We start from the raw sequence: 21,490 nt of genomic DNA on the forward strand, positions 1-21,490 counted from the left end.
GAACATAATTTGCAGGAGCAAAGCGACGCACAAATTATTGTGAGTCGGTGATAGCCGTGCTGTATGGAGTCGTCAGACGACTGAAAATCCAGTGAGTCGTTTCCCCTGTGGGGCTATCCACAACCCTCGGCGGCAGAGCCGCCGTCAAACTTAAGAACCCTCAGGCCGAAGGCCTGTCAATCTTAAGAACCTTCCCTCTGACCCCTCTGAATCCCGTCCCTCCATGGCCCCCACCATCCTCCACCACAGGTGGGGGATTTTTTCGTGGTGGGAAATCCCCGAATCTCTCCTTTCCACCGTCCGGAGAGTTCCATTTCCTTTATAATCTTGAAATTTTCCTGTATTTATCGCACTTTCCAGAGCTGCCGGATTCCTGTTTCCTTCGCACCAAACAAACTTTTCCGTTGTAAGTAAGTGGGGGTATGTGGTAGAATGTGGGTAAATGTGGAGGAGGTGGAAGGATTATGTTCATGAATGAGTATTCTCATACCATTGACAGCAAGGGACGTATGATCCTTCCGGCCAAGTTCAGGGAGGAGCTGGGCAACAGTTTTGTGCTGGCTCCGGGACTGGATACCTGTCTCTGCATTTATCCCAGGGAAAGGTGGGATGCCCTCATTGCGAGGCTTCAGAAGCTGCCTTTTACGAACCATAAGGTGAGAAAGATTATGCGTCATCTTATCGGCAGGGGGACTGAAATGGAATGTGACAAGCAGGGGAGGATTCTGATTCCCCAGCATCTGCGCGCCTTTGCACAGCTGAAGAAGGAGGCCTGCATTGTAGGTACGGGGCCTATTATCGAGATCTGGGATCCGGTGCTTCTGGATGCTGATGAAAATGGCGACGAGTCTATGGCAGATATTGCAGATTCTCTGGATCTGCCGCTGAATTTTGATTTGTAAGGGGAGGGTTTCATGGAATTTCGTCATACTACCGTTCTTCTTCATGAAATGATTGATTCTGTGCTCACCGATCCCCATGGCATTTATGTGGACTGCACACTGGGCGGCGGCGGTCATTCTCTGGCTCTTTCGGAAAAGCTGGCAGATGACGGGCTCCTGATCGGCGTGGATCAGGACCAGGAGGCCATTGATGCGGCTTCTGAAAGGCTGAAGGGGACGGCGTGCTGTCATCTTTTTGTCCGTGATAATTTTTCCCATATATCGGATATTCTGTCTTCTCTGTCCATTGAGAAGGTGGATGGATTTATTTTTGACCTGGGCGTTTCTTCCCATCAGCTGGATGACGGGGAGAGGGGATTTTCCTATATGAATAACGGGAAGCTGGATATGCGTATGGACCGGCGGAATCCTCTCACCGCCTATGAAATCGTGAATACCTACGATGAGGAGGATTTATCCTGCATCATCAGAGAGTACGGCGAGGAGCGATGGGCAAAGCGGATCGCCCGCTTTATTGTGGATTTCCGGAAGGATAAGCCCATTGAGACCACCGATGACCTGGTGCATGTGATCAAGGCGGCCATTCCTGCCAATGCCAGAAGGAGCGGGCCCCATCCGGCAAAGCGGACTTTCCAGGCTATCCGGATTGAGGTAAACAATGAGCTGGGCATCCTGAAGGATACTATGGAGGCCTGTGTGAACCATCTGAAGGTGGGCGGAAGGCTGGGGGTCATTACGTTCCAGTCTCTGGAGGATCGGATTATCAAGAATGCTTTCCGTGAAATGGAAAGGGACTGCATCTGTCCGCCGGATCTTCCGGTGTGCATGTGCCATCATCACAGGACGGTGAAGGGTCTGGGGAAGGCCAGAAAGCCTTCGGAAAAAGAAGTGGAGGAAAATCCACGGGCCAGGAGCGCGGTGCTCCGGGTGGTGGAGAGAGTATAGGAAACGGAAATTTCCCATGCCCTGGTGTGAATAGAATGGGGAGAGATGTTGTATGGTTTCGCAGAATGTACAGATGATGGATTATATGTCATCCATGCCCCGGGGAATTGCCATCCCCCGGGAAAGAGCAAAAGAAGAGGCGTCTTCCGGAAGCCTGATTCATCATGTGGTTCTGGGGATTATTATGATTCTCCTGCCCTTTATGGTAGCCACCATTCTTCATGGTTTTAATGTGCAGGCGGAGTACAATATGCAGCAGGTGCGGGCGGAGGTCATGAGCCTTGAAAAGGAAAATTCCGTGCTGAAGCTGGAGGTTTCCCGGCTGGATGCGCCGGTTCGTATCCAGAAGATTGCGGAAACGAAGCTGGGCATGCGCCTTCCTTCAAGGAATGTGTATGGCGGCGTGGAAGGGTCCCGGCGGGGAACGCAGGTTTCTAAGGCTTCATTATCTTCTTCTCCGAAAACAGTGAGATGATTCCGGTTTCCGGGAGACGAAGGCTGCTGCCGGATCTGTATCAGAATAGATAACTGCTTAAAAATTGAATTAAAATTATAAAAAATAGCGGCCTTTTTTAAGGGCCGCTATTGTACTTACCGGGGTTTTAAGCTATCATAAATAATGACGCTTAATTGAAATTGATTCAGAGGTGATCATTTTGAAAACATTAAAAGAATTGATCCGTATGACTCCTGTGGAAAAAGTGACAGGCAATGCGGACATTGAGATTAAAGATGTAACGGCTGATTCCCGCATGGTGGTGGAGGGCGGATTATTCATCTGCCTTTCCGGCGCCCATGTGGACGGCCATGATTTCGTGAAGGCTGCTGTGGAAAAGGGAGCTTCTGCCATTGTAGCTTCCAGGGAAGTGGACGTACCGTCTTCTGTGGCTGTGGTGTATGTAAAGGACACCCGGAAGGCCATGGAGGATATGGTACCCTTTTTCTTTGATTATCCTACCCGGAAAATGCGTATGATTGCCCTCACCGGCACCAACGGCAAAACCACCACCACCCATGTGGCAGCCCACATCCTGCACCATGCAGGACATAAAACCGGTGTTATCGGCACCATCCATGCCTTAATCGGCGATAAGGAAATCCCCACCCACAATACCACTCCTGACGTTATCGATCTGGACCGTATTCTTTCGCAGATGGCAAAGGAAGGGGTGGAATACGTGTGCATGGAAGTTTCCTCCCATTCCCTGGTGCTGGGCCGTGTGGCAGGCTGCGAATTCGATGATGCGGTTTTCACAAACCTCACCGAAGATCATCTGGATTTCCACAAGACCATGGATAATTATGCAAAGGCCAAGGCCATTCTTTTCCATATGGTTTCTTCTAAAGGACAGACGAAGAAGGGCAAGTCCGCCTGGGTAAACATGGACGATCCCTATGCCCATGTGATGGAGGAAGCAGTGGATGACAGAAATATCTGCACTCTTCATACCTACAGCATGATCCATCCAACGGCAGACCTCTATGCCCATGATATTCACTTTACCGGTAAATCTTCCGCCTTCAAGGTAACCTATGAGGGAAAGGATTATGACTTTGAAACGAAGCTGGCAGGCCGCTTCAATGTGTACAACACCCTGGGCGCCGTAGGCGCTTCCCTGTCGGAAGGGGTGGATATGGATACCATTGTGGAAGCCATGAAGGATTTCAGAAGCGTGCCCGGCCGTTTTGAACTGATTGATGAGGGCCAGCCCTTCACGGTGGTGGTGGATTATGCCCACACCCCCGACGGTCTGGAAAAGATTCTGACCACCGCCGAGGAAATCACCAAGGGCCGCATTATCGTCGTATTTGGCTGCGGCGGCGACCGGGACCGCATGAAGCGCCCCATTATGGGCCGCATTGCTGCAAGAAATGCAGATATTGCCCTGGTGACCAGCGATAATCCCCGCACCGAAGACCCTGCTTCCATTGTGAAGGAAGTGGCAGCCGGTGTGGAGGAAGTGAAGAAGGAAAAGCCTTCCCTTTCCTATGAAGTGATTGTGGACCGGAGAAGCGCTATCCGCCGGGCCATTGAACTGGCCGAGCCGGGAGATATTGTGCTCATTGCCGGCAAGGGCCATGAAAATTACCAGATCCTGAAGGATAAGACCATTCATTTTGATGACAGGGAAGAAGCCAGAAAGGCACTGAAGGAGAAATAAAATGGCATCATTTACACTGGAGGAAATCGAAAAGGCAGCAGCTGCCAGGCTGATCCGGCGGGGGAATAACCCCTTTGTGGACGGTGTGAGCACCGATACTCGCACCATCAGGGCAGGGGAGCTTTTTATCGCCCTTACCGGTGAGAATTTCAACGGCCATGCCTTCGTGAAGAAGGCGGTGGAGGCAGGCGCAGCGGCTGTCATGATTTCTGATGCGTCCTACGGGGATGGCCTGGATCCCAAGGTTACCGTATTCCTTGTGAAGGATACGAAAAAGGGACTGGAGGATGTGGCCCATTTCCACCGCATGCGTTTCCACGTGCCTGTAATCGGTGTCACCGGCTCCAACGGGAAGACCACCACCAAGGATATGATTACCGCCATCCTTTCCACCCGCTTGCATGTGACTGCCACGCAGAAGAATTTCAATAATGAAATCGGCCTTTCCATGACTCTTCTTTCCATGACAGGAGATACGGAGGTCTGTGTGGTGGAAATGGGCATGCGGGGCTTCGGACAGATTAAGGAACTCTGCCATATTGCTTCTCCCACCATGGGGGTGGTGACCAATGTAGGCACTTCCCACATTGGCATCCTGGGAAGCCAGGATAATATTGCCAAAGCGAAGAAAGAACTGATCGATGCCCTTCCTGCCGACGGCACGGCCATCCTGAACGGCGACGATGAAAGAGTGTGCGCCATGGGAAAAGGCTTTGCAGGCCGGGTCATCCGCTACGGCCTCAATGGCCGGTATACGGTCAGGGGCAGCGATGTGCGCTATGAAGAGGAAGACACAAGATATACCTGCACCTGCTTTGATGAAGCTTTCAAGGTGAAGCTCCATCTTCTGGGGGTGCATAATGTGTATGATGCCCTGGCTGCCACAGCGGCCTGCCGGGTGCTGGGCGTGGATACAGAGAAAATCCAGCGGGCCCTCGGCGATTTCCGCCCTGCCGGACAGCGGCAGGCTGTGGAAACCATTGACGGCATTACCGTGCTGGATGATTCCTATAATGCCAACCCCCTTTCCATGGAGATGGCCTTCCGTTCTGCGAAACAGATGGCAGGAAAACACTATTTCCTTGTGCTGGGAGATATGGGCGAACTGGGCCGCTTTGAGGAAAAGCTCCATTATGAAACAGGCCTTACGGCAGCGAAAATCGGATTTGACGGCCTTATCACCGTAGGCCCGCTTTCCCGTTTCCTTGCCAAAGGCGCGGAAGAAGGAGGCATGCAGGTGGTCCATACCTGCGATACCTGCGGGGAAGCGGCGGAAGAGCTTAAGAAATTGGCCGGCCCCGGCGACGTGGTGCTTGTGAAAGGTTCCCATTACATGCATATGGAAACGATTCCTGCGATTCTGAGGGGAGCTATGGGAAAGAATGGAAAGTAATTACTTGGTTTACCTTGCGGAATCGGCAGCGCTTACTGTGATTCTTGGATTTTTTGCCATTCCGCTTCTTAAAAAATTAAAAGCCCGCCAGTCCATCCGGGAAGAAGGGCCCAAGTCCCACCGCGTGAAGAACGGGACCCCCACCATGGGCGGCCTTTTCATGCTGCTGGCAGCGGTGCTTGTAGTGATTTTCAATAAAATGATTGACCCTTCCGTGCTCTGGCTCCTTTTCCTTACCCTGGGACATGGGGTGCTGGGCTTTCTTGATGATTTCATCAAGGCGGAGAAAAAAAGAAATCTGGGACTTACGGCAAAGCAGAAAATGCTGGGACAGATCATTCTGGCCGTTCTTTTCTGCTGGGGCGTGGTAGATACCCTTCATCTGCCCTATTCCATTGCCATTCCCTTTACAAATATGGATATTTCCATCGGACTTCTGTACTATCCCTTCGTGGTCCTTGTCATTGTAGGCGCGTCCAATGCGGTAAACCTGACAGACGGCCTTGACGGGCTGGCTTCCGGCTGCTGCGTCATTGCCTTTTCCGCCTATGCGCTGTACTGCTATATGACCGGTTTCAACGATCTGGGGTATTTCATCATTATTCTGGCAGGCGCCTGCATCGGCTTCCTTTTCTTCAACTACCATCCCGCCAAGATTTTCATGGGGGACACCGGTTCCCTGGCTCTGGGCGGCGCCATTGCAGGTATTTCCGTTATGACCAGGACAGAGCTCCTTCTTATTTTCCTGGGCATGATTTTCGTACTGGAAGCGCTTTCCGTCATTATCCAGGTGGCTTCCTTCCAGCTCACCGGGAAAAGGGTGTTCAAAATGAGCCCTCTTCACCATCATTTCGAGCTCTGCGGATGGAGCGAGGTCTATGTGGTATGGGCTTTCTGGATTTTTGAGGGGATTGCGGCCTGCGTGAGCCTGCTTCTGGCTATCAGGGCTTTATAAGACCATTCATCTCTGTGCTTTTGAACTGTCAGGCTGCTGCCTGATTCCATGGGGAGGTAAATTATGAAAAGTGTATTGATTCTCGGCGCGGGCATCAGCGGTTTGGGAGCTGCTCATGTGCTTCTCCGCCATAATGTGAAAGTGCTGATTTCCGATTTAAAAGATTCCATCCATGACAGGAAGGAAAAGGATGCATTAACGGAATTGGGCGCGTCCTTTAGATTCGGTCCCCATTCCCTGGATCTTCTTAACGGCGTGGATACGGTGGTTGTGTCTCCGGTTATTCCAAGGGAAAATCCGGTGGTGGCTGAGGCCTTTAAACGGCATATGGATGTGATCAGTGAAGTGGAACTGGCCTACCGGGTGACAAAGGCGCCTATTCTGGCCATTACCGGCACCAACGGCAAAACCACCACCACCACCCTTCTTGGCAGCATGGTCAGCAAAAGCGGCAGGCCCTTTGCCCTGGCAGGGAATCTTGGCATTTCCCTCAGCCGGGAAGCGGAGCTTGTACCGGCAGACGGTGTGATTGCCGCTGAAGTTTCCAGTTTCCAGCTGGAATTCATTAAAATCTTCAAGCCCAGGGCCGCCGTAATTTTAAACATTACGCCGGACCATCTGGAAAGGCACCACACCATGGAAGCCTATGTGGCTGCCAAGGCAAGAATTTTTGAAAATATGGATGAATCGGACTGCCTCCTTCTGAATGCCGAAGATTCCTATACGCCGGAGCTTAAAAAGCAGGCGGAAACCCATACCCATGTATGCCTCCTTTCCACCCGCCATGCAGTGGAAGAGGGCGCTTTCCTTGACGGGGATGTGCTGGTCATCCGCAGACAGGGGAAGGGAATCCGTCTTCTGCACACAGGTGAAATGAAACTCAAGGGGCTGCAGAATTATGAAGATGCCCTGGCTGCTTCCTTCCTGGCCTATGAAGGGGGAGTGCCGGTGGATGTCATCGTTTCCGTGCTGAAGGATTTCACCTCCCTTCCTAACCGCATTGAATATGTACGCACCCTTCATGATGTGGAATATTACAACGATTCCAAGGCTACCAATACGGACGCTGCGGAAAAGGGGATGAGCGCCTTCGGTAAACCGGTAATCCTTATTGCCGGCGGCTATGACAAGGGAACGCCCCTTGAAGAATTCATGGAGGAAGTGAAGAAACATACAAAGCATCTGATTCTCCTGGGCGCGGCAGCTGACCGCTTTGAAAAGGAAGCAAAAAAAGCGGGAGTTTCTTCCATTCACCGGGTGTCTTCCATGAGAGAAGCGGTTATGACCGGACAGAAACTGGCTGAAGCAGGGGATATTGTCATCCTTTCACCTGCCTGCTCTTCCTTTGACATGTACCACAACATGGAAGAACGGGGCATGGATTTCAAACGTATTGTTAAAAGTCTGACCTGACGGGGGAGTTATGAAACGAATTATTCTATCCGGCGGCGGCACCGGCGGTCATATCTATCCCGCCATCACCATCGCCCGGGAGCTTTCCAAACTGGAGGATGTGGAGTTCCTCTTCGTAGGCACTCCAAGGGGCATGGAGTCCAGAATCGTTCCGAAGGAAGGGTTCCAATTCGCCTCCATTCCCGCCTATGGCCTGAAGCGTTCCTTCACGCCGAAGAATCTTGCCATCCTTATGAAAACCGCAGGCAGCCTTTTCAAGGCAAGGTCCATTCTGAAACAGTTCAAACCGGATGTGGTGATCGGAACCGGCGGATACGTGTGCGGCCCCATCCTCATGGCGGCGGCGCTCTCCCACATTCCCACCCTAATCCAGGAGCAGAATGTGATTCCCGGCATTACCAATAAAATCCTCTCCCATGTGGTAGATACCATTGCTCTTGGCTACGAGGACGCTAAAATGCGCTTTCCCCGTCCGGAGAAATGCGTGTATACAGGAAATCCCATCCGCCCCGACATTATTGAGGCGAAAAGGGAGGAAGCCCGCCGCGAGCTGGGCATTTCACCGGACACCTTCATGGTGCTCATCACAGGCGGCAGCCGGGGCGCCCGCTCCATCAACACAGCCATGGAAGGGGTGCACCGCCATTTCAAAGATGACAGTCACCTCTGCCTTTACCATGTTACGGGCACCCTGGAATATGATAAAATAATAGAGGCGCTGCACGCCGACAAAGACGGCAGGGTAGGGAAGGCAGGACGGATTATAAAGTACGAGTACCACATGCCCCGGGCCCTGGCTGCGGCGGATCTCATCATCTGCCGTGCCGGTGCGGTGAGTCTGGCGGAACTGGCAGCCCGCGGGCTGCCGGCCATCCTCATTCCCTATCCCTATGCAGCAGAAGATCACCAGACCTTCAATGCCCGGGTCTTTGTAGCGGCGGGAGCTGCCAAAATGATTGTTGACAAGTATCTCACCGATAAGGAACTGATCCAGGATATTTCCTATCTGAAGGAAACACCGTCCACACTGCGCAGCATGTCTGATGCATCCGCAGGGCTTGGAAAAATCCATGCCGGCAGGGATATTGCCCGTCTGGCACTTCAGCTTGCTGAAAAAAGGGGGCACAAGTGATGAATCTTAACGAATATACAAATTTTCATTTTATCGGTATCGGCGGCATGGGCATGCGGGCCCTGGCTGAAATCCTGCTGGAAAAGGGGTATTCCGTTTCCGGCTCTGATATGGCCGACTCTCCGGTGCTTGAAAGTTTCCGGAAAAGAGGGGCTTCCATCTATATAGGCCATGATGCTTCCCATGTGAAAGGGGAGGGCTGCGTGGTCATTTCCTCCGCTATTTCCAAAGATAATCCGGAGCTTGTGGAAGCTGAAAAGAAGGGGCTTCCCGTATTCCACCGGTCCGATGTGCTGGCGGCCCTCCTGCTTGCGGGGAAGGGGATTTCCGTAGCCGGAGCCCACGGGAAATCCACCACCTCCGGCATGCTGGGACAGATTTTCTACGAAGCAGGCACAGACCCCACCATCGTGCTGGGAGCTGCGGCTGACTATATCCATGGAAACTCCATCTGCGGCAAAGGGGACTATGTGATTGCCGAAGCCGATGAAAGCGACGGCTCTTTCCTGAAATTTAAAAACTACCTGACCGTAGTGACCAATGTGGAAGATGACCATCTGGACCATTATGGCAGTGTGGAAAATATCCGCAGCGCCTTTGCGGAATTTATCAATCATATTTCCTACGATGACGGCGCCGCCTTCCTCTGCCTTGACAGCGAAGGGGTAAGGGCCATTCTTCCGAAAATTCATAAGAAGGTCATTACCTTCGGCCTGGATGAGAAGGCTGATGTGGCGGCCCTTCATCCCCGCTACGAAAACCGGTTCCTCTGCTACGATGCGAAGGTTTTCGGCAAGGTGCTTGGCACGGTACGTCTCCAGGTGCCGGGGCTTCACAATGTGCGGGACTCCCTGGGCGCCCTGGCGGCTGCCCTTTACTGCGGCATCCCCTTTGAAAAGGCGGCGGAATCCCTGTCCCGTTTCTGCGGCGTGAAGAGACGGTTTGAAACGAAGTTTAGAAGCGATGACCTTTGGATTGTGGACGACTATGCTCACCATCCCACGGAAATCAAAGCCACCCTCAAAGCTGCCAGGGAAACGGGCAATCATCGGATTCTCTGCGCTTTCCAGCCTCACCGCTATTCCCGGACCAAACTGCTGAGGGATGAATTTGCAGAAGCCTTTGATGACGGCGATATCCTGTTCTTCACTGATATTTATGCAGCCAGTGAGGAAAAGATTCCCGGCGTGGACGGTCATACCATTCCGGATGCCGTGAAGGCCCATATTCCTGAAAAGGATATCCGCTATGTGCCGTCGGTGGATGATGTGGCCCGTTCCATTTATGACATCCTTCAAAAGGGGGACCTGGTGATTACCATGGGTGCCGGCAGCATTACCAGGGCAGGCGGAATGCTGGTTCAGTTATTAAAAGAAAAGGGAATGCCAAGTGATAAATAAAGAAACGAAAATCGTGGTTCTTATGGGCGGTCCGTCCACGGAAGCGGAAGTTTCCAGAAATACGGGCAACGCCATTGCAGAGGCCCTGGAGTCCATCGGCTACAGGGTGATTCCTATGGAATATGATCCCCACCATGTGGTGGAAAACCTGAAAAAGGCAGGAGCGGAAGTGGTGTTTATCGCCCTTCACGGCAAGTACGGAGAAGACGGCACCATCCAGAGCGTACTGGAGCTGGCCCGGATTCCCTACACCGGCTCCGGCGTCACTTCCTCCGCCATTACCATGGACAAAATCATGAGCAGCCACCTGTTCAAGCAGGCCGGCCTCCCCATGGCCCATTCCCGCCCCTACTTCCTGAAAGACGGGAAGGATGCGGTTATTTCTTCCATTCTTTCCGAATTTTCCTTCCCGGTGGTGCTGAAACCGGCCTGCGAAGGCTCCACCATCGGCATTGAAATCGTGAAGAACAAAGAAGATCTTCCTGCTGCTGTGGACAGGGTGTTCAAGGTGGAAGGACGGATCCTTGCAGAAGACTATCTGGCAGGCGGTGAATTCACCGTATCCGTGCTGGACGGCAGGGCTCTTCCGGTGATTGAAATCTGTCCCCATTCCGGCCAGTATGATTACCATTCCAAGTACACCAAAGGCGCTACGGACTATATCGTGCCTGCTCCCATTTCCAAAGAGCTCTCAGAGGAAATGAGCCGCATTGCGGAAGAGGGCTACCGGATCTGCGAATGCAGCGGCGCCGTGCGCTTTGATTTCAAAACAGACGAAGAGGGGCATCCCTTTGTACTGGAAGCCAATTCCATTCCCGGCATGACTTCTACCAGCCTTGTGCCCAAGGCTGCTGCAGCGGATGGGATTTCCTTCCCCAGGCTCTGCGAAATGATACTGATGGAAGCAGGCCTTGATAAAGTCTGACAGGACATCATTATGGATAATTTTAAAAGTTTTAACGATTTCCTGAAGGAACAGCACGGAACCCCCGAGGGATTTCACGAAAAGCCTAAGGTGGAGGCACCGCCGGAAGAGAAAGTAAGACGGCCGGTGAAGAAGCATAAATCGCCCATCCGCTCCCACGGAAGAGGAAAGGCCTATGCAGCTGGCGCCCTTGCAGCAGCGGCTGCTGTAACTCTTTCTCTCTTCTTCCTGCCCATCCCCCTGGGGTATATCGACCTTAAAGGCACCGATGTTCTTACGGTGGATGATGTTATTTTTGAGGGGCGCATCCGTGAGCCGGTGAACGTGCTGCAGGTGAGTTCGTCCAAACTGGAGGAACGGCTTTCCAAAGATATCCGTCTGTCTGCCGTATCCGTAAGCCGGAGATTTCCCTTCGTACTGGAAGTGGATGTAATGGACCGGATACCCCTTGCTATCGTGCAGGACCAGTTCGGCTATGCGTTCCTTGATAAGGACGGCATGGTGATGGACACCACCCAGTCCATTAAGAAGGTCAATGTGCCGCTCATTACAGGAAAGAGGATGGGAAATCTTCTTCTCGGGGACTCGGTGGCCGGCGGCGAACTGGACTCGGCCCTGGATTTCCTGAACCATCTTTCCCCCGAAGGGCTTCGCGTTTTTTCGGAAATCAACATAGGCAACGGGAATGACATCAAAGCCTATACCCGGGACGGCATTACAGTGCGTCTGGGCAGCGGCCCTGATATGGCGGGACAGGCCAGGCTGGCGGAAAACATGGTAGGCGATGTGAAGGCCCGGGGACTTTCGGTGGAATACCTGGACGCCAATCCGGCATCTCCTTTCATCAAGCTGAAAAAATAAATAAAAAACTGCCTCTTTCCCAGTAATAACTGTAGCGAACTTGTGCAAAGTATTGTACAATGTAAGATATGATTATCTTGATAAGAAGATGACTATCAGAATGAATAATGAAACAAAAAGTCAATCTCATGACGCAGAGGATCCTAAAGGAGGAGCGAACATGGAACAGTCTGAAATTGCTAAAATTAAAGTAATCGGTGTAGGCGGCGGCGGAAATAACGCTGTCAACCGTATGATTGATGAAGAAGTAAAGGGCGTTGAATTCATCGCTGTCAATACAGAACTGCAGGTACTGAACAAGTCTGAAGCGGAAACCAAGATTCAGATCGGCGAAAAGCTGACCAAAGGTCTTGGCGCCGGCGCAAAACCGGAAGTAGGGGAACAGGCTGCGGAAGAATCCCGCGAAGACCTGACCAAAGCTTTAACCGGCGCAGACATGGTATTCGTCACTGCCGGCATGGGCGGCGGCACCGGCACCGGCGCAGCTCCTGTAGCTGCACAGTGCGCCAGGGAACTGGGTGCTCTCACCATTGCCGTAGTCACCAAACCTTTCAGCTTTGAAGGCAAAGTGAGAGCCAAGAATGCGGCCGAAGGCATTGAAAGACTGAAACAGAACGTCGATGCCATCCTGGTCGTTCCGAACGACAAACTGATGAGCATTATCGATAAGAAAACATCCATTAAAGATGCTTTCAAAACGGCAGACGATGTACTCCGCCAGGGCATCCAGGGTATTTCCGACCTCATTACCGTACCGGGCATTATCAATCTGGACTTTGCGGACGTGAGAACCATTATGAGCGACCAGGGGGATGCCCTCATGGGTATCGGCATCGGCACCGGCGACAACCGTGCCAGCGATGCAGCAACCATGGCCATCAACAGCCCCCTGCTTGAAAGAAGCATCGAAGGCGCCAAGGGCATCATCATCAACATTACAGGCAACGAAGACCTGGGCCTCTTTGAAATCAATGAAGCTTCCCAGATTATTACAGAAGCGGCAGATCCCGATGCCAACATCATCTGGGGTACTTCCGTAGATCCGGATTTGGACAATGATACAGTGAAGATTACTGTTATTGCCACCGGTTTCGGCGACAAGAAGAAATCTCCGGCTCCTGCCGGCGGCAACCGTTTCAGCAATGCGGTACGCCCGGCAACAGGCATCGCGGTTCCTGAATTTCTGAGAAAATAAGACTGACTCAAGGTCCCGGGCCGGATGGGGAAAAGTGATTGTATGATTCAGAGTTTCCCCCATGTCTGATTACAGAGAAAACCGCCGACGGGACATCAGATTTACAGAAAGCCACACCGCAGATGCAGTGTGGCTTTTTCTTCCCATTCAAAAACGGGGCCTGTACCGGTTTCCGCTTTTTCCCGGCAAGGAGAATGATTATGAAATGTCCCTACTGCAGCAGCCCTGATACCAAAGTAACCGATTCCCGTGATACCGACGACGGCGCGTCTATCCGCCGGCGCCGCCAGTGCCTGGCTTGCGGGCGGCGCTTTACCACCTATGAAACCATCGAACAGCTTCCCCTCCGGGTCATCAAGAAAAACGGCAGCCGGGAACTGTTTGACAGGAGCAAGCTGAGAAGCGGCCTTATCAGGGCCTGTGAAAAAAGAAATATTACCTCCGCCCAGATCGAAGACATAGTGAATCGGGTGGAAAAGAAAATCCGGAATGAATTGAAGCAGGAAGTTTCTTCAGTGGAAATCGGCAATCTGGTGATGAATGAGCTGAAAAGTCTGGACCAGGTAGCCTATGTGCGCTTTGCTTCCGTGTACAGGGAATTCAAGGATATCGGGAGCTTTATGAATGAACTGGAAACGCTGATGAAGAATCACAAGGGACAATGATTCCATGGGTCCTTCGCTTTTTGAAAATATTTGGTATTCCATTTCTCCGGAGAAGGAGGATATGAATGAACATTAAAACCATAGAAACTGTTTTTGACGACCATGGTAAGGTGCTGGAAAAAAGCAGGGCTTTATTTCCCGTCATCCTTTCCATGGCAGATATCTGCCGGAAGGCCCTGGAAAGCGGCCATAAGATACTTATCTGCGGCAACGGCGGAAGCGCCGCCGATGCCCAGCATATAGCCGCTGAATTTGTGGGCCGTTTTCACAATGAACGGATGTCCCTTCCTTCCATTGCCCTTACAACCGATACATCCATCCTTACCGCCGTGGCCAATGACTACAGCTATGACTACGTGTTTGCCCGTCAGGTGGAAGGCCTTGGAAATGAAGGGGATGTGCTCTGGGGGATTTCCACCAGCGGGAATAGCAGAAATGTGAATGAAGCCTTGAAAACGGCAGCAAGTAAAGGGCTGGTTAGCATCGGTTCCACCGGCAAGACCGGAGGCGAAATGGTTTCCCTCTGCCGGGAAACGCTGGTGGTGCCTTCTGATGTAACCGCAAGAATCCAGGAAATCCACATGCTTTCCGCCCACATTATCTGCCAGCTCATTGATGATATGGACTGGAAGAAATGAAAAGGAAGGCCATATTTTTTGACCGGGACGGCGTATTGAATGAAGACACCGGATACCTCCATTCCATGAAGGACCTCATCTGGGTGGAAGGGGCCAGGAAAGCGGCGGCCCGTCTTACAAAGGAAGGCTGGCTTCTTTTCGTGGTGACCAACCAGAGCGGCGTGGCCAGGGGGTATTATACGGAAGAGGATGTCATCCGGCTCCATGAGGCAATGAATGAGGAAATAGGAAAATTCGGCGGAAGGATTACGGAATTTTTCTATTGTCCCCATCTGCCGGGAGCTCCCATCGCCCGCTACGACAGGGTATGCACCTGCCGGAAGCCCGCGCCGGGCATGATTCTTACCGCCCTGTCCAGGTACGGTTTGGACAGGGACCGCTGCTTTCTCTTCGGCGATGGTGAAAGGGACATAGAGGCAGCCCGGCAGGCGGGAATCAGGGGATTCCTCTTTCCCGGTGGCAATCTGGACGATTTCATCAGAAAAGTACTGCCCCCCCTGTAAAGGATTAAAATGAAAAAAGACTATCAAAACATTCTGATTATAAAAATGAGCTCCCTGGGGGATATTATTCATGCTCTGCCTTCCCTCTACGTGCTCCGCAAGAGCTATCCCAAGGCCCGGATTACCTGGGCGGTGCATCCTGCCTTCGCCGGTATTCTTCCGGGAAAGCCCTGGATAGATGAAATCTACCTGGTGGACAGGAAGCGGATCCGTGAGCTTTCCTACCTTCGGGAAGTGCACCGGGATCTCAAGGCAAGACATTTTGATCTGGTCATTGACCTGCAGATGATTGCCAAAAGCGCCATTATTTCCTTCCTGTCCGGATGCAGCCATCGTATCGGCTACCAGGACGGCAGGGAAGGAAGCTTTCTTGCCAGCCGCCCTATCAGCGGCCCTCACAGGAAGGGACATATTATCGAACAGCTTCTGGATGTTATGCGCTACCTGGGCTGCGACGTGCCGGATATTGAATTCCCTCTCCATGACTTCAGCCATGAACGGGACCAGGTGAAAAAAATGCTTTCGGAAGAAGGCATAGAAGGCCCCTATGTGGTGCTTGTTCCCGGTACCAGGGGAGAGGCCAAGAAGTGGCCCGTTCCCTTCTGGGGAAAGCTGGCAGATGAGCTTTCCAAACGGGGCATTTACAATGTGATTTCCGGCACAGCAGGGGAAATGGAAATGGGAAAGGCCATTAAGGAACTTTCTCCTTCCTCCCATACGGTGAATTTGATGGGAAAGACAAACCTTCTCCAGCTGGCGGCGCTGGAACGACTGGCATCGCTCCATATCTCCAGCGACACAGGCCCCCTTCATATAGCCAATGCGGTGCATACACCCATCCTGGCGCTCTTCGGGCCCACCCTTCCGGACAGGAGCGGCCCCTACGGCAATCCGGACAGCCATGTGCTTCTGGCAAATCACCCGGGAACAAAGGAATGCCGTATGGATACCATCCCTGTGGAAAAGGTGCTTCATAAGGCCCTTGACATATTGGAATCAGACATAGAGGAACATGATGGAACATATTACCAGCCGCAGCAACCGGTGGATTAAACTGGCTCTCCGGTTAAAACAGAAGAAGTGGCGGGACAGGGAAGGACTCTTCCTTTTAGAAGGACTCCGGGGCGTGACCGATGTCCTTTCACAGCACGTCCGGGACGCTCTCTGCTTTGTGGAGGAAGGGCGATTCCCTGATGAAACGGTGGAAGACCTTGTGCAGGAAGGGAAAAAACTGCACTGGCTCTTTCTTTCCGTGGATGAAGACATGATGAAACTTCTGTCCGGCACGGAACATGGCCAGGGCATTCTTCTCATCTGTCATAAACAGAACCATGACAAGAAGGAACTTCTCCGCCCCCTGGACGGGTACTATGTGGTTCTTGACTCCGTGCAGGATCCGGGTAATATGGGAACCATTGTGAGGACCTCGGCGGCAGCAGGCATTAAAGGGCTGATTCTCACAGAAGGATGTACCGACATATATGCGGAAAAAGTGGTACGGAGTTCCATGGGATCTATCCTCCGCCTGCCCATATACGAAGGGGTGGACATTTCCTTTTTAAAGGATATGAAAGAACGCTCCGGTCTTCCTTTTTATGGTACGGCCTTGCAGAATGGAAGGCCCTATAAGGAAATCGGCCCGGTGGAAAAGGGCGTATTTCTTTTCGGAAACGAAGGAAACGGCATAAGGGATGATATCCTTTCCATGACCGATGAAAATCTGTATATCCCTCTTCCCGGCCATGTGGAGTCCCTTAATGTGTCCATTGCGGCTGCGGTGATGTTATTTCATTTTATCAATCCCTGAAAATTTCTATCAATAAGGAAGCGCTGATTCAATGACTGTCTGCTTTGATTCCTGATTTTTTATGCAGTGCAGGGAATGAACCGGTGCTTCCGTAATGAACGCCCTTTTCCCTGCAGTAAGCAGGGGTTTGGGATAATGAGGCAGCTATGGTTAAGAAATTGATTGTGAATGCCGATGATTTCGGCATTCACAGTGCAGTAAACAAAGGGGTGTGCCGGGGTTTTGAGTCCGGTATACTCACAAGTACATCCCTCATGGCAGGAGGGGCTGCTTTTGATGAGGCAGTTCATCTGGCCCGTGATTTGGATGGAATCGGTATCGGTATCCATCTCACCCTGGTGGGGGGCCTTCCCACCGTGCTTCCCCCGGAAGAAGTGCCCAGCCTTACCTGGGAAAACCGCCGTCTATGCACAGACTACGTTGAACTGATCAAGCGGGATATGAATGGCCTTGTCCTAATGGACGATGTATATCGTGAATGGGATGCCCAGATACAGAAAATTCTGGATACAGGACTTCCTGTAACCCATATAGACGGCCATCAGCATATGCATATGTGGAATCATTTTTTCCCCATTGCCCTTACGCTGGCTAAAAAATACCATATTTCCTGCATGAGAGTGCCTGACGAAAAAGTTTTCTTCGGTTTTACACCAACGCCTAAAGGACTCTTCCGTTTTGCAGCGAAAAACGGCCTGTCCTTTATGGCGCGGAGCCACCGCCATGCGCTGAAAGAGGCGGGAATACAGACGAACGACCATTTCTGGGGTATGATGTACGGCGGCCATTTTTATGAACACCGCATGATTTCCATCCTTCACCGCATGGGGGATGGGGTATCGGAAATCATGTGCCATCCTTCTGCCGATGCAGCAGCCATGGAAAGAACCTTCCACTGGGGCTATGAGGGGGAGGAAGAATTAAAAAGTCTCACATCCGCTTCTGTGCGGAATGTTTTGAATGAAAGGAAGATACAGCTCGTTTCCTATCAGGAACTCAGGAAAAGCTGATGATATCCGGGCACTTCTCTTTCTTTATTTACTATGCCCATAGCGGCTGAGGAGTGGCTTATATGACAAAAGAACAACAGTTTTATCTGGTGGATTTTTCAATCCTGCCGGAAGCGATCAAGAAAACGATCCGGGTGAAGGAAATGCTCAAAAGCGGCTCTTCCGGAACGATTAATGAAGCGGTCCATAAGGTGAACATGAGCCGCAGTGCCTATTATAAGTATAAAGACCATGTTGCCTCTGCAGATGATGACAAAGAGGACCGGGTTGTAGTATTATTTATAATCATGCAGGATGATATGGCCGTGTTTGGGAGAATTCTCCGGCGCATTGCCAAAGAGAAGCAGGAAGTTCTTTCTGTTAACCGGACAAAGATTTCTGAAAAGCTGTATTCCTCCGTCATTACCCTGAAAACGAAGGAATCGGCGGGAGATATGGAGTCTCTGTATGAAGCCTTGAAAGAAACAAAAGGAATCCAGTCGTTGACCATGAAAATAGGGGGAGAATTTAAATGAAAAATATTAATGTCGCACTCCTTGGATTTGGCACTGTAGGCAGTGGTGTGGCCGAAACGATTCGAAAGAACGGCCGCATAATGGAAGATTCCATAGGCTGTCATTTCAATATCAGCCACGTGCTGGTCCGCCATCCTGAAAAATACAGGGATATGGAACTTCTGCAGGGGATTCACCTGACGTCCTCCTTTGAGGATATCATTTCCGATGAATCCATTGATATTGTGATTGAAGTCATGGGCGGTATCCATCCGGCAAAGGAATACATTTTTGAAGCCCTCAATCATCATATCAATGTGGTAAGCGCCAATAAGGACCTGGTAGCCCTTTTCGGACCGGAAATCATGCATACTGCCATGGAAAACCATGTGAATTTCAGCTGCGAGGCCAGCGTAGGCGGCGGCATTCCTATTTTAAGACCCCTTCATGATTCCCTGGCAGCCAATGAAATCGAAAGTATTGTGGGCATTGTGAACGGCACCACCAACTTTATTCTGTCCAACATGGATGATGCAGGCGTCAGCTATGGCGACGCCCTTCGTGTAGCACAGAAAAAGGGCTATGCGGAAGCGGATCCCACCAACGACGTGGCAGGCTACGATGCAGCCAGAAAGCTGGCCATCCTTGCCTCCATCGGTTTCCATGCAAATGTGGCCTTTGATGATGTACTGGTGGAAGGCATTGAAAAGATTTCCCAGAACGATGTGCAGTATGCCAGTGAAATGGGATACGCCATCAAGCTTCTGGCTGTAGCTATCCGGCAGGACAACGGTATTGCCCTCAACGTATATCCCGCCTTCGTTCCCAGAAGCCATCCCTTAGCTTCGGTCAAAGGTTCCTACAATGCCATTTATGTTACCGGCAATATTGTGGACGATGTGATGTTCTACGGCAGAGGCGCCGGTTCCCTTCCCACCGCCAGCGCAGTTATGGGGGATGTAATCAGCACTGCCAAGCATATTATGAACCACTCCACCGGCACCGATATGATGCTGACGGAAACAAAGCGCATTCCCTTCTATTCTTCCCTGAAACTGGAAAATTCCTATTATTTCCGTTTGATCGTTGATGATGTGACCGGTGTTCTTTCCCAGATCGCCTCCGCCTATGCGGATAACGATATCAGCATTAAGGAAGTGGTCCAGAAGAGCCGCATTGAAGATGCAGCGGAACTGATGATTATTACGGAAAAGACGCCGCGGGAAAATATTATCCACGTGGAAAAGGCACTGCAGGTTCTGCCCTGCATGCGCCAGGTAGCCAATATCGTGAGGGTTATGGAAGATGACAGAAAATAAAACCTATATCGTACGAGTGCCTGCCACCACCGCCAATATCGGAAGCGGCTTCGACACATTGGGTATGTCCCTTGGACTTTACAATGTGGTGCAGTTTGTGCCGGAAGAAGGGAAAGCACTGATCGATACGGATATTTCCGCGGAAGGAGAGGGAGCATCCCAGATTCCATCGGGCCTTGACAACATGATTATCAAAGCCATGGATGAAACCGCAAGGCGTGCAGGAAAAGAAATGGCCGGAGGGAAAATGTACCTTATCAACCGCATCCCCTTTGCCCGGGGACTGGGTTCATCCTCCGCCGCCATTGCGTCCGGCGTATTTCTTTCCAATATGCTTATGGGAGAACCTTTCAACCGGAAGGAAATTCTGGATATTACGGCAGAAATGGAAGGGCATCCGGATAATGCGGCGCCTGCTGTTTTAGGCGGCTTCTGCATGGCTCTCTTAAAAAACGGCCATGTAACAGCAGAGCGCATAGATATCCCTTCCCACTGGAAGGCCGTTGTTACCATTCCTGACTTTGAACTTCATACGGAAAAGGCAAGGGCCGTCCTTCCGGAAAGCTATGCCAGAAGCGATGCGGTTCATAATATTGGCGCCGTATCCTTTCTGATGGCAGCCTTCATGTACCAGAAACCGGAATATCTGAAACTGGGACTAGACGACGTGATCCATGTACCCTACAGGCTGGGACTCATTCCCGGCGCATCCGACGTCATCAGAAATGCGGAGCGGGCAGGCGCCTATGGAGCCACCATTTCTGGCTCCGGTCCCACCATCATAGCCTTTGCGCCGGCTGATCTGGCGGATAAAGTGGGGATTTCCATGGTGAACGGCTTTGCCTCTGCCCATATGACTTCCCGATACCTGGTTCTTGACTTTGACCATAACGGCATTATGGCGGTATGATTCAATGCTGGCAGCCATGGAAGAAAACGGCCTGCGGGCCGTTTTTTGCTGTTTCGGCCCTGAAGAATGGGGCACTGTCTTATTGGAAAACAAGCTTTGGATGTTAGAGAACCATGGGCCCTTTTTATTTTCTATTGACGGACGAGATTTAAATAGGTATACTTATACAGGTATTATCCTAAAATATACTGTTTGACATGGATTGGATAAGGAGTCCCGTAGATGAATTTTGAACTCATTGAACATGCACTGCCTATGCTGCTGGTTGGGGCCGGTGTTACCATTGAAATCACCGCAGTCAGCGTGGCCATAGGTTTTTTGATTGGCCTCTTTGTAGGTATTGCCCGTATCTGTCAGGTAAAGATTTTAAGGATTATCGCAGCCATCTATGCGGACTGCATCCGCGGCACACCGCTTCTGGTGCAGATATTCCTCATTTATTTCGCCCTTCCTATTGTCACGGGACACAGGGTGGAACCCTTTGCTGCTGCGGTGGCAGCCTGCGGCATTAACAGCGGTGCCTATGTTTCCGAAATTTTCAGAGCCGGTATCCAGGCCATTGATGTGGGACAGATGGAAGCAGGCCGCTCCCTTGGGCTGACCTGGTGGCAGACCATGTACTATGTCATCCTCCCACAGGCCGTACGGAACATCCTTCCCCCTCTGGGAAATGAATTTATTGCCATGCTGAAGGATTCTTCCCTGGTATCGGTCATCGGCTTTGAAGAACTGACAAGAAGAGGGCAGCTGATTATTGCCCAGACCTACGGTTCCTTTGAAATCTGGACTGCCGTAGCTGTTCTTTACCTCATCATGACACTGGCAATTTCTCGTGTAGTAGCATGGCTGGAAAAGAGATAA

At 51.4% G+C, this 21,490-nt stretch carries 22 protein-coding genes; all 22 read left to right on the forward strand.

From position 1 onward, the window contains the following. Window positions 1–470 precede the first annotated feature (470 nt). The 22 genes from mraZ (at window position 471) to B2Y11_RS00340 (ending at window position 21,490) form a co-directional block, all read left to right on the forward strand. On the forward strand, window positions 471–902 hold the full coding sequence (gene mraZ, locus B2Y11_RS00235; RefSeq protein WP_291054541.1) for a division/cell wall cluster transcriptional repressor MraZ: 432 nt from the start codon (window positions 471–473) through the stop codon (window positions 900–902). 12 nt (window positions 903–914) lie between these two features. Beyond that, window positions 915–1,847: a 16S rRNA (cytosine(1402)-N(4))-methyltransferase RsmH gene (rsmH, locus tag B2Y11_RS00240; protein WP_291054543.1), complete on the forward strand. Its 933-nt coding sequence runs from the start codon at window positions 915–917 to the stop codon at window positions 1,845–1,847. 52 nt (window positions 1,848–1,899) lie between these two features. Further along, window positions 1,900–2,322 carry a cell division protein FtsL gene (gene ftsL / locus B2Y11_RS00245; RefSeq protein ID WP_291054545.1) on the forward strand — a complete coding sequence of 141 codons (423 nt, stop codon included), beginning with the start codon at window positions 1,900–1,902 and terminating at the stop codon, window positions 2,320–2,322. A 181-nt stretch (window positions 2,323–2,503) separates the two neighbouring features. Continuing rightward, the gene (locus B2Y11_RS00250) at window positions 2,504–4,009 is read left to right on the forward strand and encodes a UDP-N-acetylmuramoyl-L-alanyl-D-glutamate--2,6-diaminopimelate ligase (RefSeq protein ID WP_291054549.1); all 1,506 of its coding nucleotides are present in this window, start codon (window positions 2,504–2,506) and stop codon (window positions 4,007–4,009) included. Between the two features lies 1 nt (window position 4,010). Further along, window positions 4,011–5,402 carry a UDP-N-acetylmuramoyl-tripeptide--D-alanyl-D-alanine ligase gene (locus tag B2Y11_RS00255; protein ID WP_291054552.1) on the forward strand — a complete coding sequence of 464 codons (1,392 nt, stop codon included), beginning with the start codon at window positions 4,011–4,013 and terminating at the stop codon, window positions 5,400–5,402. Next, on the forward strand, window positions 5,392–6,357 hold the full coding sequence (mraY, locus tag B2Y11_RS00260; RefSeq protein WP_291054555.1) for a phospho-N-acetylmuramoyl-pentapeptide-transferase: 966 nt from the start codon (window positions 5,392–5,394) through the stop codon (window positions 6,355–6,357). Before B2Y11_RS00255 ends, mraY begins: the two co-directional genes overlap by 11 nt. 63 nt (window positions 6,358–6,420) lie before the next feature. Next, window positions 6,421–7,770 (forward strand): UDP-N-acetylmuramoyl-L-alanine--D-glutamate ligase, encoded by a 1,350-nt coding sequence (murD, locus tag B2Y11_RS00265; protein ID WP_291054558.1) that lies wholly within the window; start codon window positions 6,421–6,423, stop codon window positions 7,768–7,770. 10 nt (window positions 7,771–7,780) lie between these two features. After that, window positions 7,781–8,902, forward strand: coding sequence for an undecaprenyldiphospho-muramoylpentapeptide beta-N-acetylglucosaminyltransferase (gene murG / locus B2Y11_RS00270; RefSeq protein ID WP_291054561.1), 1,122 nt, complete (start codon window positions 7,781–7,783; stop codon window positions 8,900–8,902). After that, window positions 8,902–10,302, forward strand: a complete 1,401-nt coding sequence (gene murC / locus B2Y11_RS00275; RefSeq protein ID WP_291054564.1) for a UDP-N-acetylmuramate--L-alanine ligase — start codon at window positions 8,902–8,904, stop codon at window positions 10,300–10,302. The genes murG and murC overlap by 1 nt, the downstream gene beginning before the upstream one ends. Further along, window positions 10,292–11,227: a D-alanine--D-alanine ligase family protein gene (locus B2Y11_RS00280; RefSeq protein WP_291054567.1), complete on the forward strand. Its 936-nt coding sequence runs from the start codon at window positions 10,292–10,294 to the stop codon at window positions 11,225–11,227. The genes murC and B2Y11_RS00280 overlap by 11 nt, the downstream gene beginning before the upstream one ends. Before the next feature lie 12 nt (window positions 11,228–11,239). Beyond that, entirely contained in the window at window positions 11,240–12,088 is an 849-nt protein-coding gene (locus B2Y11_RS00285) for a cell division protein FtsQ/DivIB (protein ID WP_291054569.1), read from the forward strand. A gap of 160 nt (window positions 12,089–12,248) precedes the next feature. Next, window positions 12,249–13,283 (forward strand): cell division protein FtsZ, encoded by a 1,035-nt coding sequence (gene ftsZ, locus B2Y11_RS00290; RefSeq protein ID WP_291054572.1) that lies wholly within the window; start codon window positions 12,249–12,251, stop codon window positions 13,281–13,283. Window positions 13,284–13,483: 200 nt separating this feature from the next. Next, window positions 13,484–13,948 (forward strand): transcriptional regulator NrdR, encoded by a 465-nt coding sequence (gene nrdR / locus B2Y11_RS00295; protein ID WP_291054575.1) that lies wholly within the window; start codon window positions 13,484–13,486, stop codon window positions 13,946–13,948. A gap of 65 nt (window positions 13,949–14,013) precedes the next feature. Then, the gene (locus B2Y11_RS00300; RefSeq protein ID WP_291054578.1) at window positions 14,014–14,586 is read left to right on the forward strand and encodes a D-sedoheptulose 7-phosphate isomerase; all 573 of its coding nucleotides are present in this window, start codon (window positions 14,014–14,016) and stop codon (window positions 14,584–14,586) included. After that, a complete protein-coding gene (locus tag B2Y11_RS00305) occupies window positions 14,583–15,089 on the forward strand; it encodes a D-glycero-alpha-D-manno-heptose-1,7-bisphosphate 7-phosphatase (protein ID WP_291054581.1) in 507 nt (168 codons plus the stop codon). Before B2Y11_RS00300 ends, B2Y11_RS00305 begins: the two co-directional genes overlap by 4 nt. 9 nt (window positions 15,090–15,098) lie before the next feature. Further along, window positions 15,099–16,142, forward strand: a complete 1,044-nt coding sequence (locus tag B2Y11_RS00310; protein WP_291054584.1) for a glycosyltransferase family 9 protein — start codon at window positions 15,099–15,101, stop codon at window positions 16,140–16,142. Further along, a complete protein-coding gene (locus tag B2Y11_RS00315) occupies window positions 16,102–16,896 on the forward strand; it encodes a TrmH family RNA methyltransferase (protein ID WP_291054587.1) in 795 nt (264 codons plus the stop codon). The genes B2Y11_RS00310 and B2Y11_RS00315 overlap by 41 nt, the downstream gene beginning before the upstream one ends. Window positions 16,897–17,042: 146 nt before the next feature. Then, window positions 17,043–17,906 (forward strand): ChbG/HpnK family deacetylase, encoded by an 864-nt coding sequence (locus tag B2Y11_RS00320; protein WP_291054590.1) that lies wholly within the window; start codon window positions 17,043–17,045, stop codon window positions 17,904–17,906. Between the two features lie 62 nt (window positions 17,907–17,968). Next, the gene (locus B2Y11_RS00325) at window positions 17,969–18,421 is read left to right on the forward strand and encodes an amino acid-binding protein (RefSeq protein ID WP_291054593.1); all 453 of its coding nucleotides are present in this window, start codon (window positions 17,969–17,971) and stop codon (window positions 18,419–18,421) included. Then, the gene (locus B2Y11_RS00330) at window positions 18,418–19,719 is read left to right on the forward strand and encodes a homoserine dehydrogenase (RefSeq protein WP_291054596.1); all 1,302 of its coding nucleotides are present in this window, start codon (window positions 18,418–18,420) and stop codon (window positions 19,717–19,719) included. Before B2Y11_RS00325 ends, B2Y11_RS00330 begins: the two co-directional genes overlap by 4 nt. Beyond that, the gene (gene thrB / locus B2Y11_RS00335) at window positions 19,706–20,629 is read left to right on the forward strand and encodes a homoserine kinase (RefSeq protein WP_291054599.1); all 924 of its coding nucleotides are present in this window, start codon (window positions 19,706–19,708) and stop codon (window positions 20,627–20,629) included. Before B2Y11_RS00330 ends, thrB begins: the two co-directional genes overlap by 14 nt. Window positions 20,630–20,851: 222 nt before the next feature. After that, window positions 20,852–21,490, forward strand: a complete 639-nt coding sequence (locus B2Y11_RS00340; protein WP_291054602.1) for an amino acid ABC transporter permease — start codon at window positions 20,852–20,854, stop codon at window positions 21,488–21,490.

The sequence above is a fragment of the Dialister sp. UBA1703 genome, from assembly GCA_002320515.1.
Taxonomy (GTDB): Bacteria; Bacillota; Negativicutes; order Veillonellales; family Dialisteraceae; genus Dialister.

Coding starts and splice junctions, on each gene's coding strand:
- mraZ (WP_291054541.1), top strand. CDS start 471: ATGAATGAGTATTCTCATACCATTGACAGCAAGGGACGTATGATCCTT.
- rsmH (WP_291054543.1), top strand. CDS start 915: ATGGAATTTCGTCATACTACCGTTCTTCTTCATGAAATGATTGATTCT.
- ftsL (WP_291054545.1), top strand. CDS start 1,900: ATGGTTTCGCAGAATGTACAGATGATGGATTATATGTCATCCATGCCC.
- B2Y11_RS00255 (WP_291054552.1), top strand. CDS start 4,011: ATGGCATCATTTACACTGGAGGAAATCGAAAAGGCAGCAGCTGCCAGG.
- mraY (WP_291054555.1), top strand. CDS start 5,392: ATGGAAAGTAATTACTTGGTTTACCTTGCGGAATCGGCAGCGCTTACT.
- murD (WP_291054558.1), top strand. CDS start 6,421: ATGAAAAGTGTATTGATTCTCGGCGCGGGCATCAGCGGTTTGGGAGCT.
- murG (WP_291054561.1), top strand. CDS start 7,781: ATGAAACGAATTATTCTATCCGGCGGCGGCACCGGCGGTCATATCTAT.
- murC (WP_291054564.1), top strand. CDS start 8,902: ATGAATCTTAACGAATATACAAATTTTCATTTTATCGGTATCGGCGGC.
- B2Y11_RS00285 (WP_291054569.1), top strand. CDS start 11,240: ATGGATAATTTTAAAAGTTTTAACGATTTCCTGAAGGAACAGCACGGA.
- ftsZ (WP_291054572.1), top strand. CDS start 12,249: ATGGAACAGTCTGAAATTGCTAAAATTAAAGTAATCGGTGTAGGCGGC.
- nrdR (WP_291054575.1), top strand. CDS start 13,484: ATGAAATGTCCCTACTGCAGCAGCCCTGATACCAAAGTAACCGATTCC.
- B2Y11_RS00300 (WP_291054578.1), top strand. CDS start 14,014: ATGAACATTAAAACCATAGAAACTGTTTTTGACGACCATGGTAAGGTG.
- B2Y11_RS00305 (WP_291054581.1), top strand. CDS start 14,583: ATGAAAAGGAAGGCCATATTTTTTGACCGGGACGGCGTATTGAATGAA.
- B2Y11_RS00310 (WP_291054584.1), top strand. CDS start 15,099: ATGAAAAAAGACTATCAAAACATTCTGATTATAAAAATGAGCTCCCTG.
- B2Y11_RS00315 (WP_291054587.1), top strand. CDS start 16,102: ATGATGGAACATATTACCAGCCGCAGCAACCGGTGGATTAAACTGGCT.
- B2Y11_RS00320 (WP_291054590.1), top strand. CDS start 17,043: ATGGTTAAGAAATTGATTGTGAATGCCGATGATTTCGGCATTCACAGT.
- B2Y11_RS00325 (WP_291054593.1), top strand. CDS start 17,969: ATGACAAAAGAACAACAGTTTTATCTGGTGGATTTTTCAATCCTGCCG.
- B2Y11_RS00330 (WP_291054596.1), top strand. CDS start 18,418: ATGAAAAATATTAATGTCGCACTCCTTGGATTTGGCACTGTAGGCAGT.
- thrB (WP_291054599.1), top strand. CDS start 19,706: ATGACAGAAAATAAAACCTATATCGTACGAGTGCCTGCCACCACCGCC.
- B2Y11_RS00340 (WP_291054602.1), top strand. CDS start 20,852: ATGAATTTTGAACTCATTGAACATGCACTGCCTATGCTGCTGGTTGGG.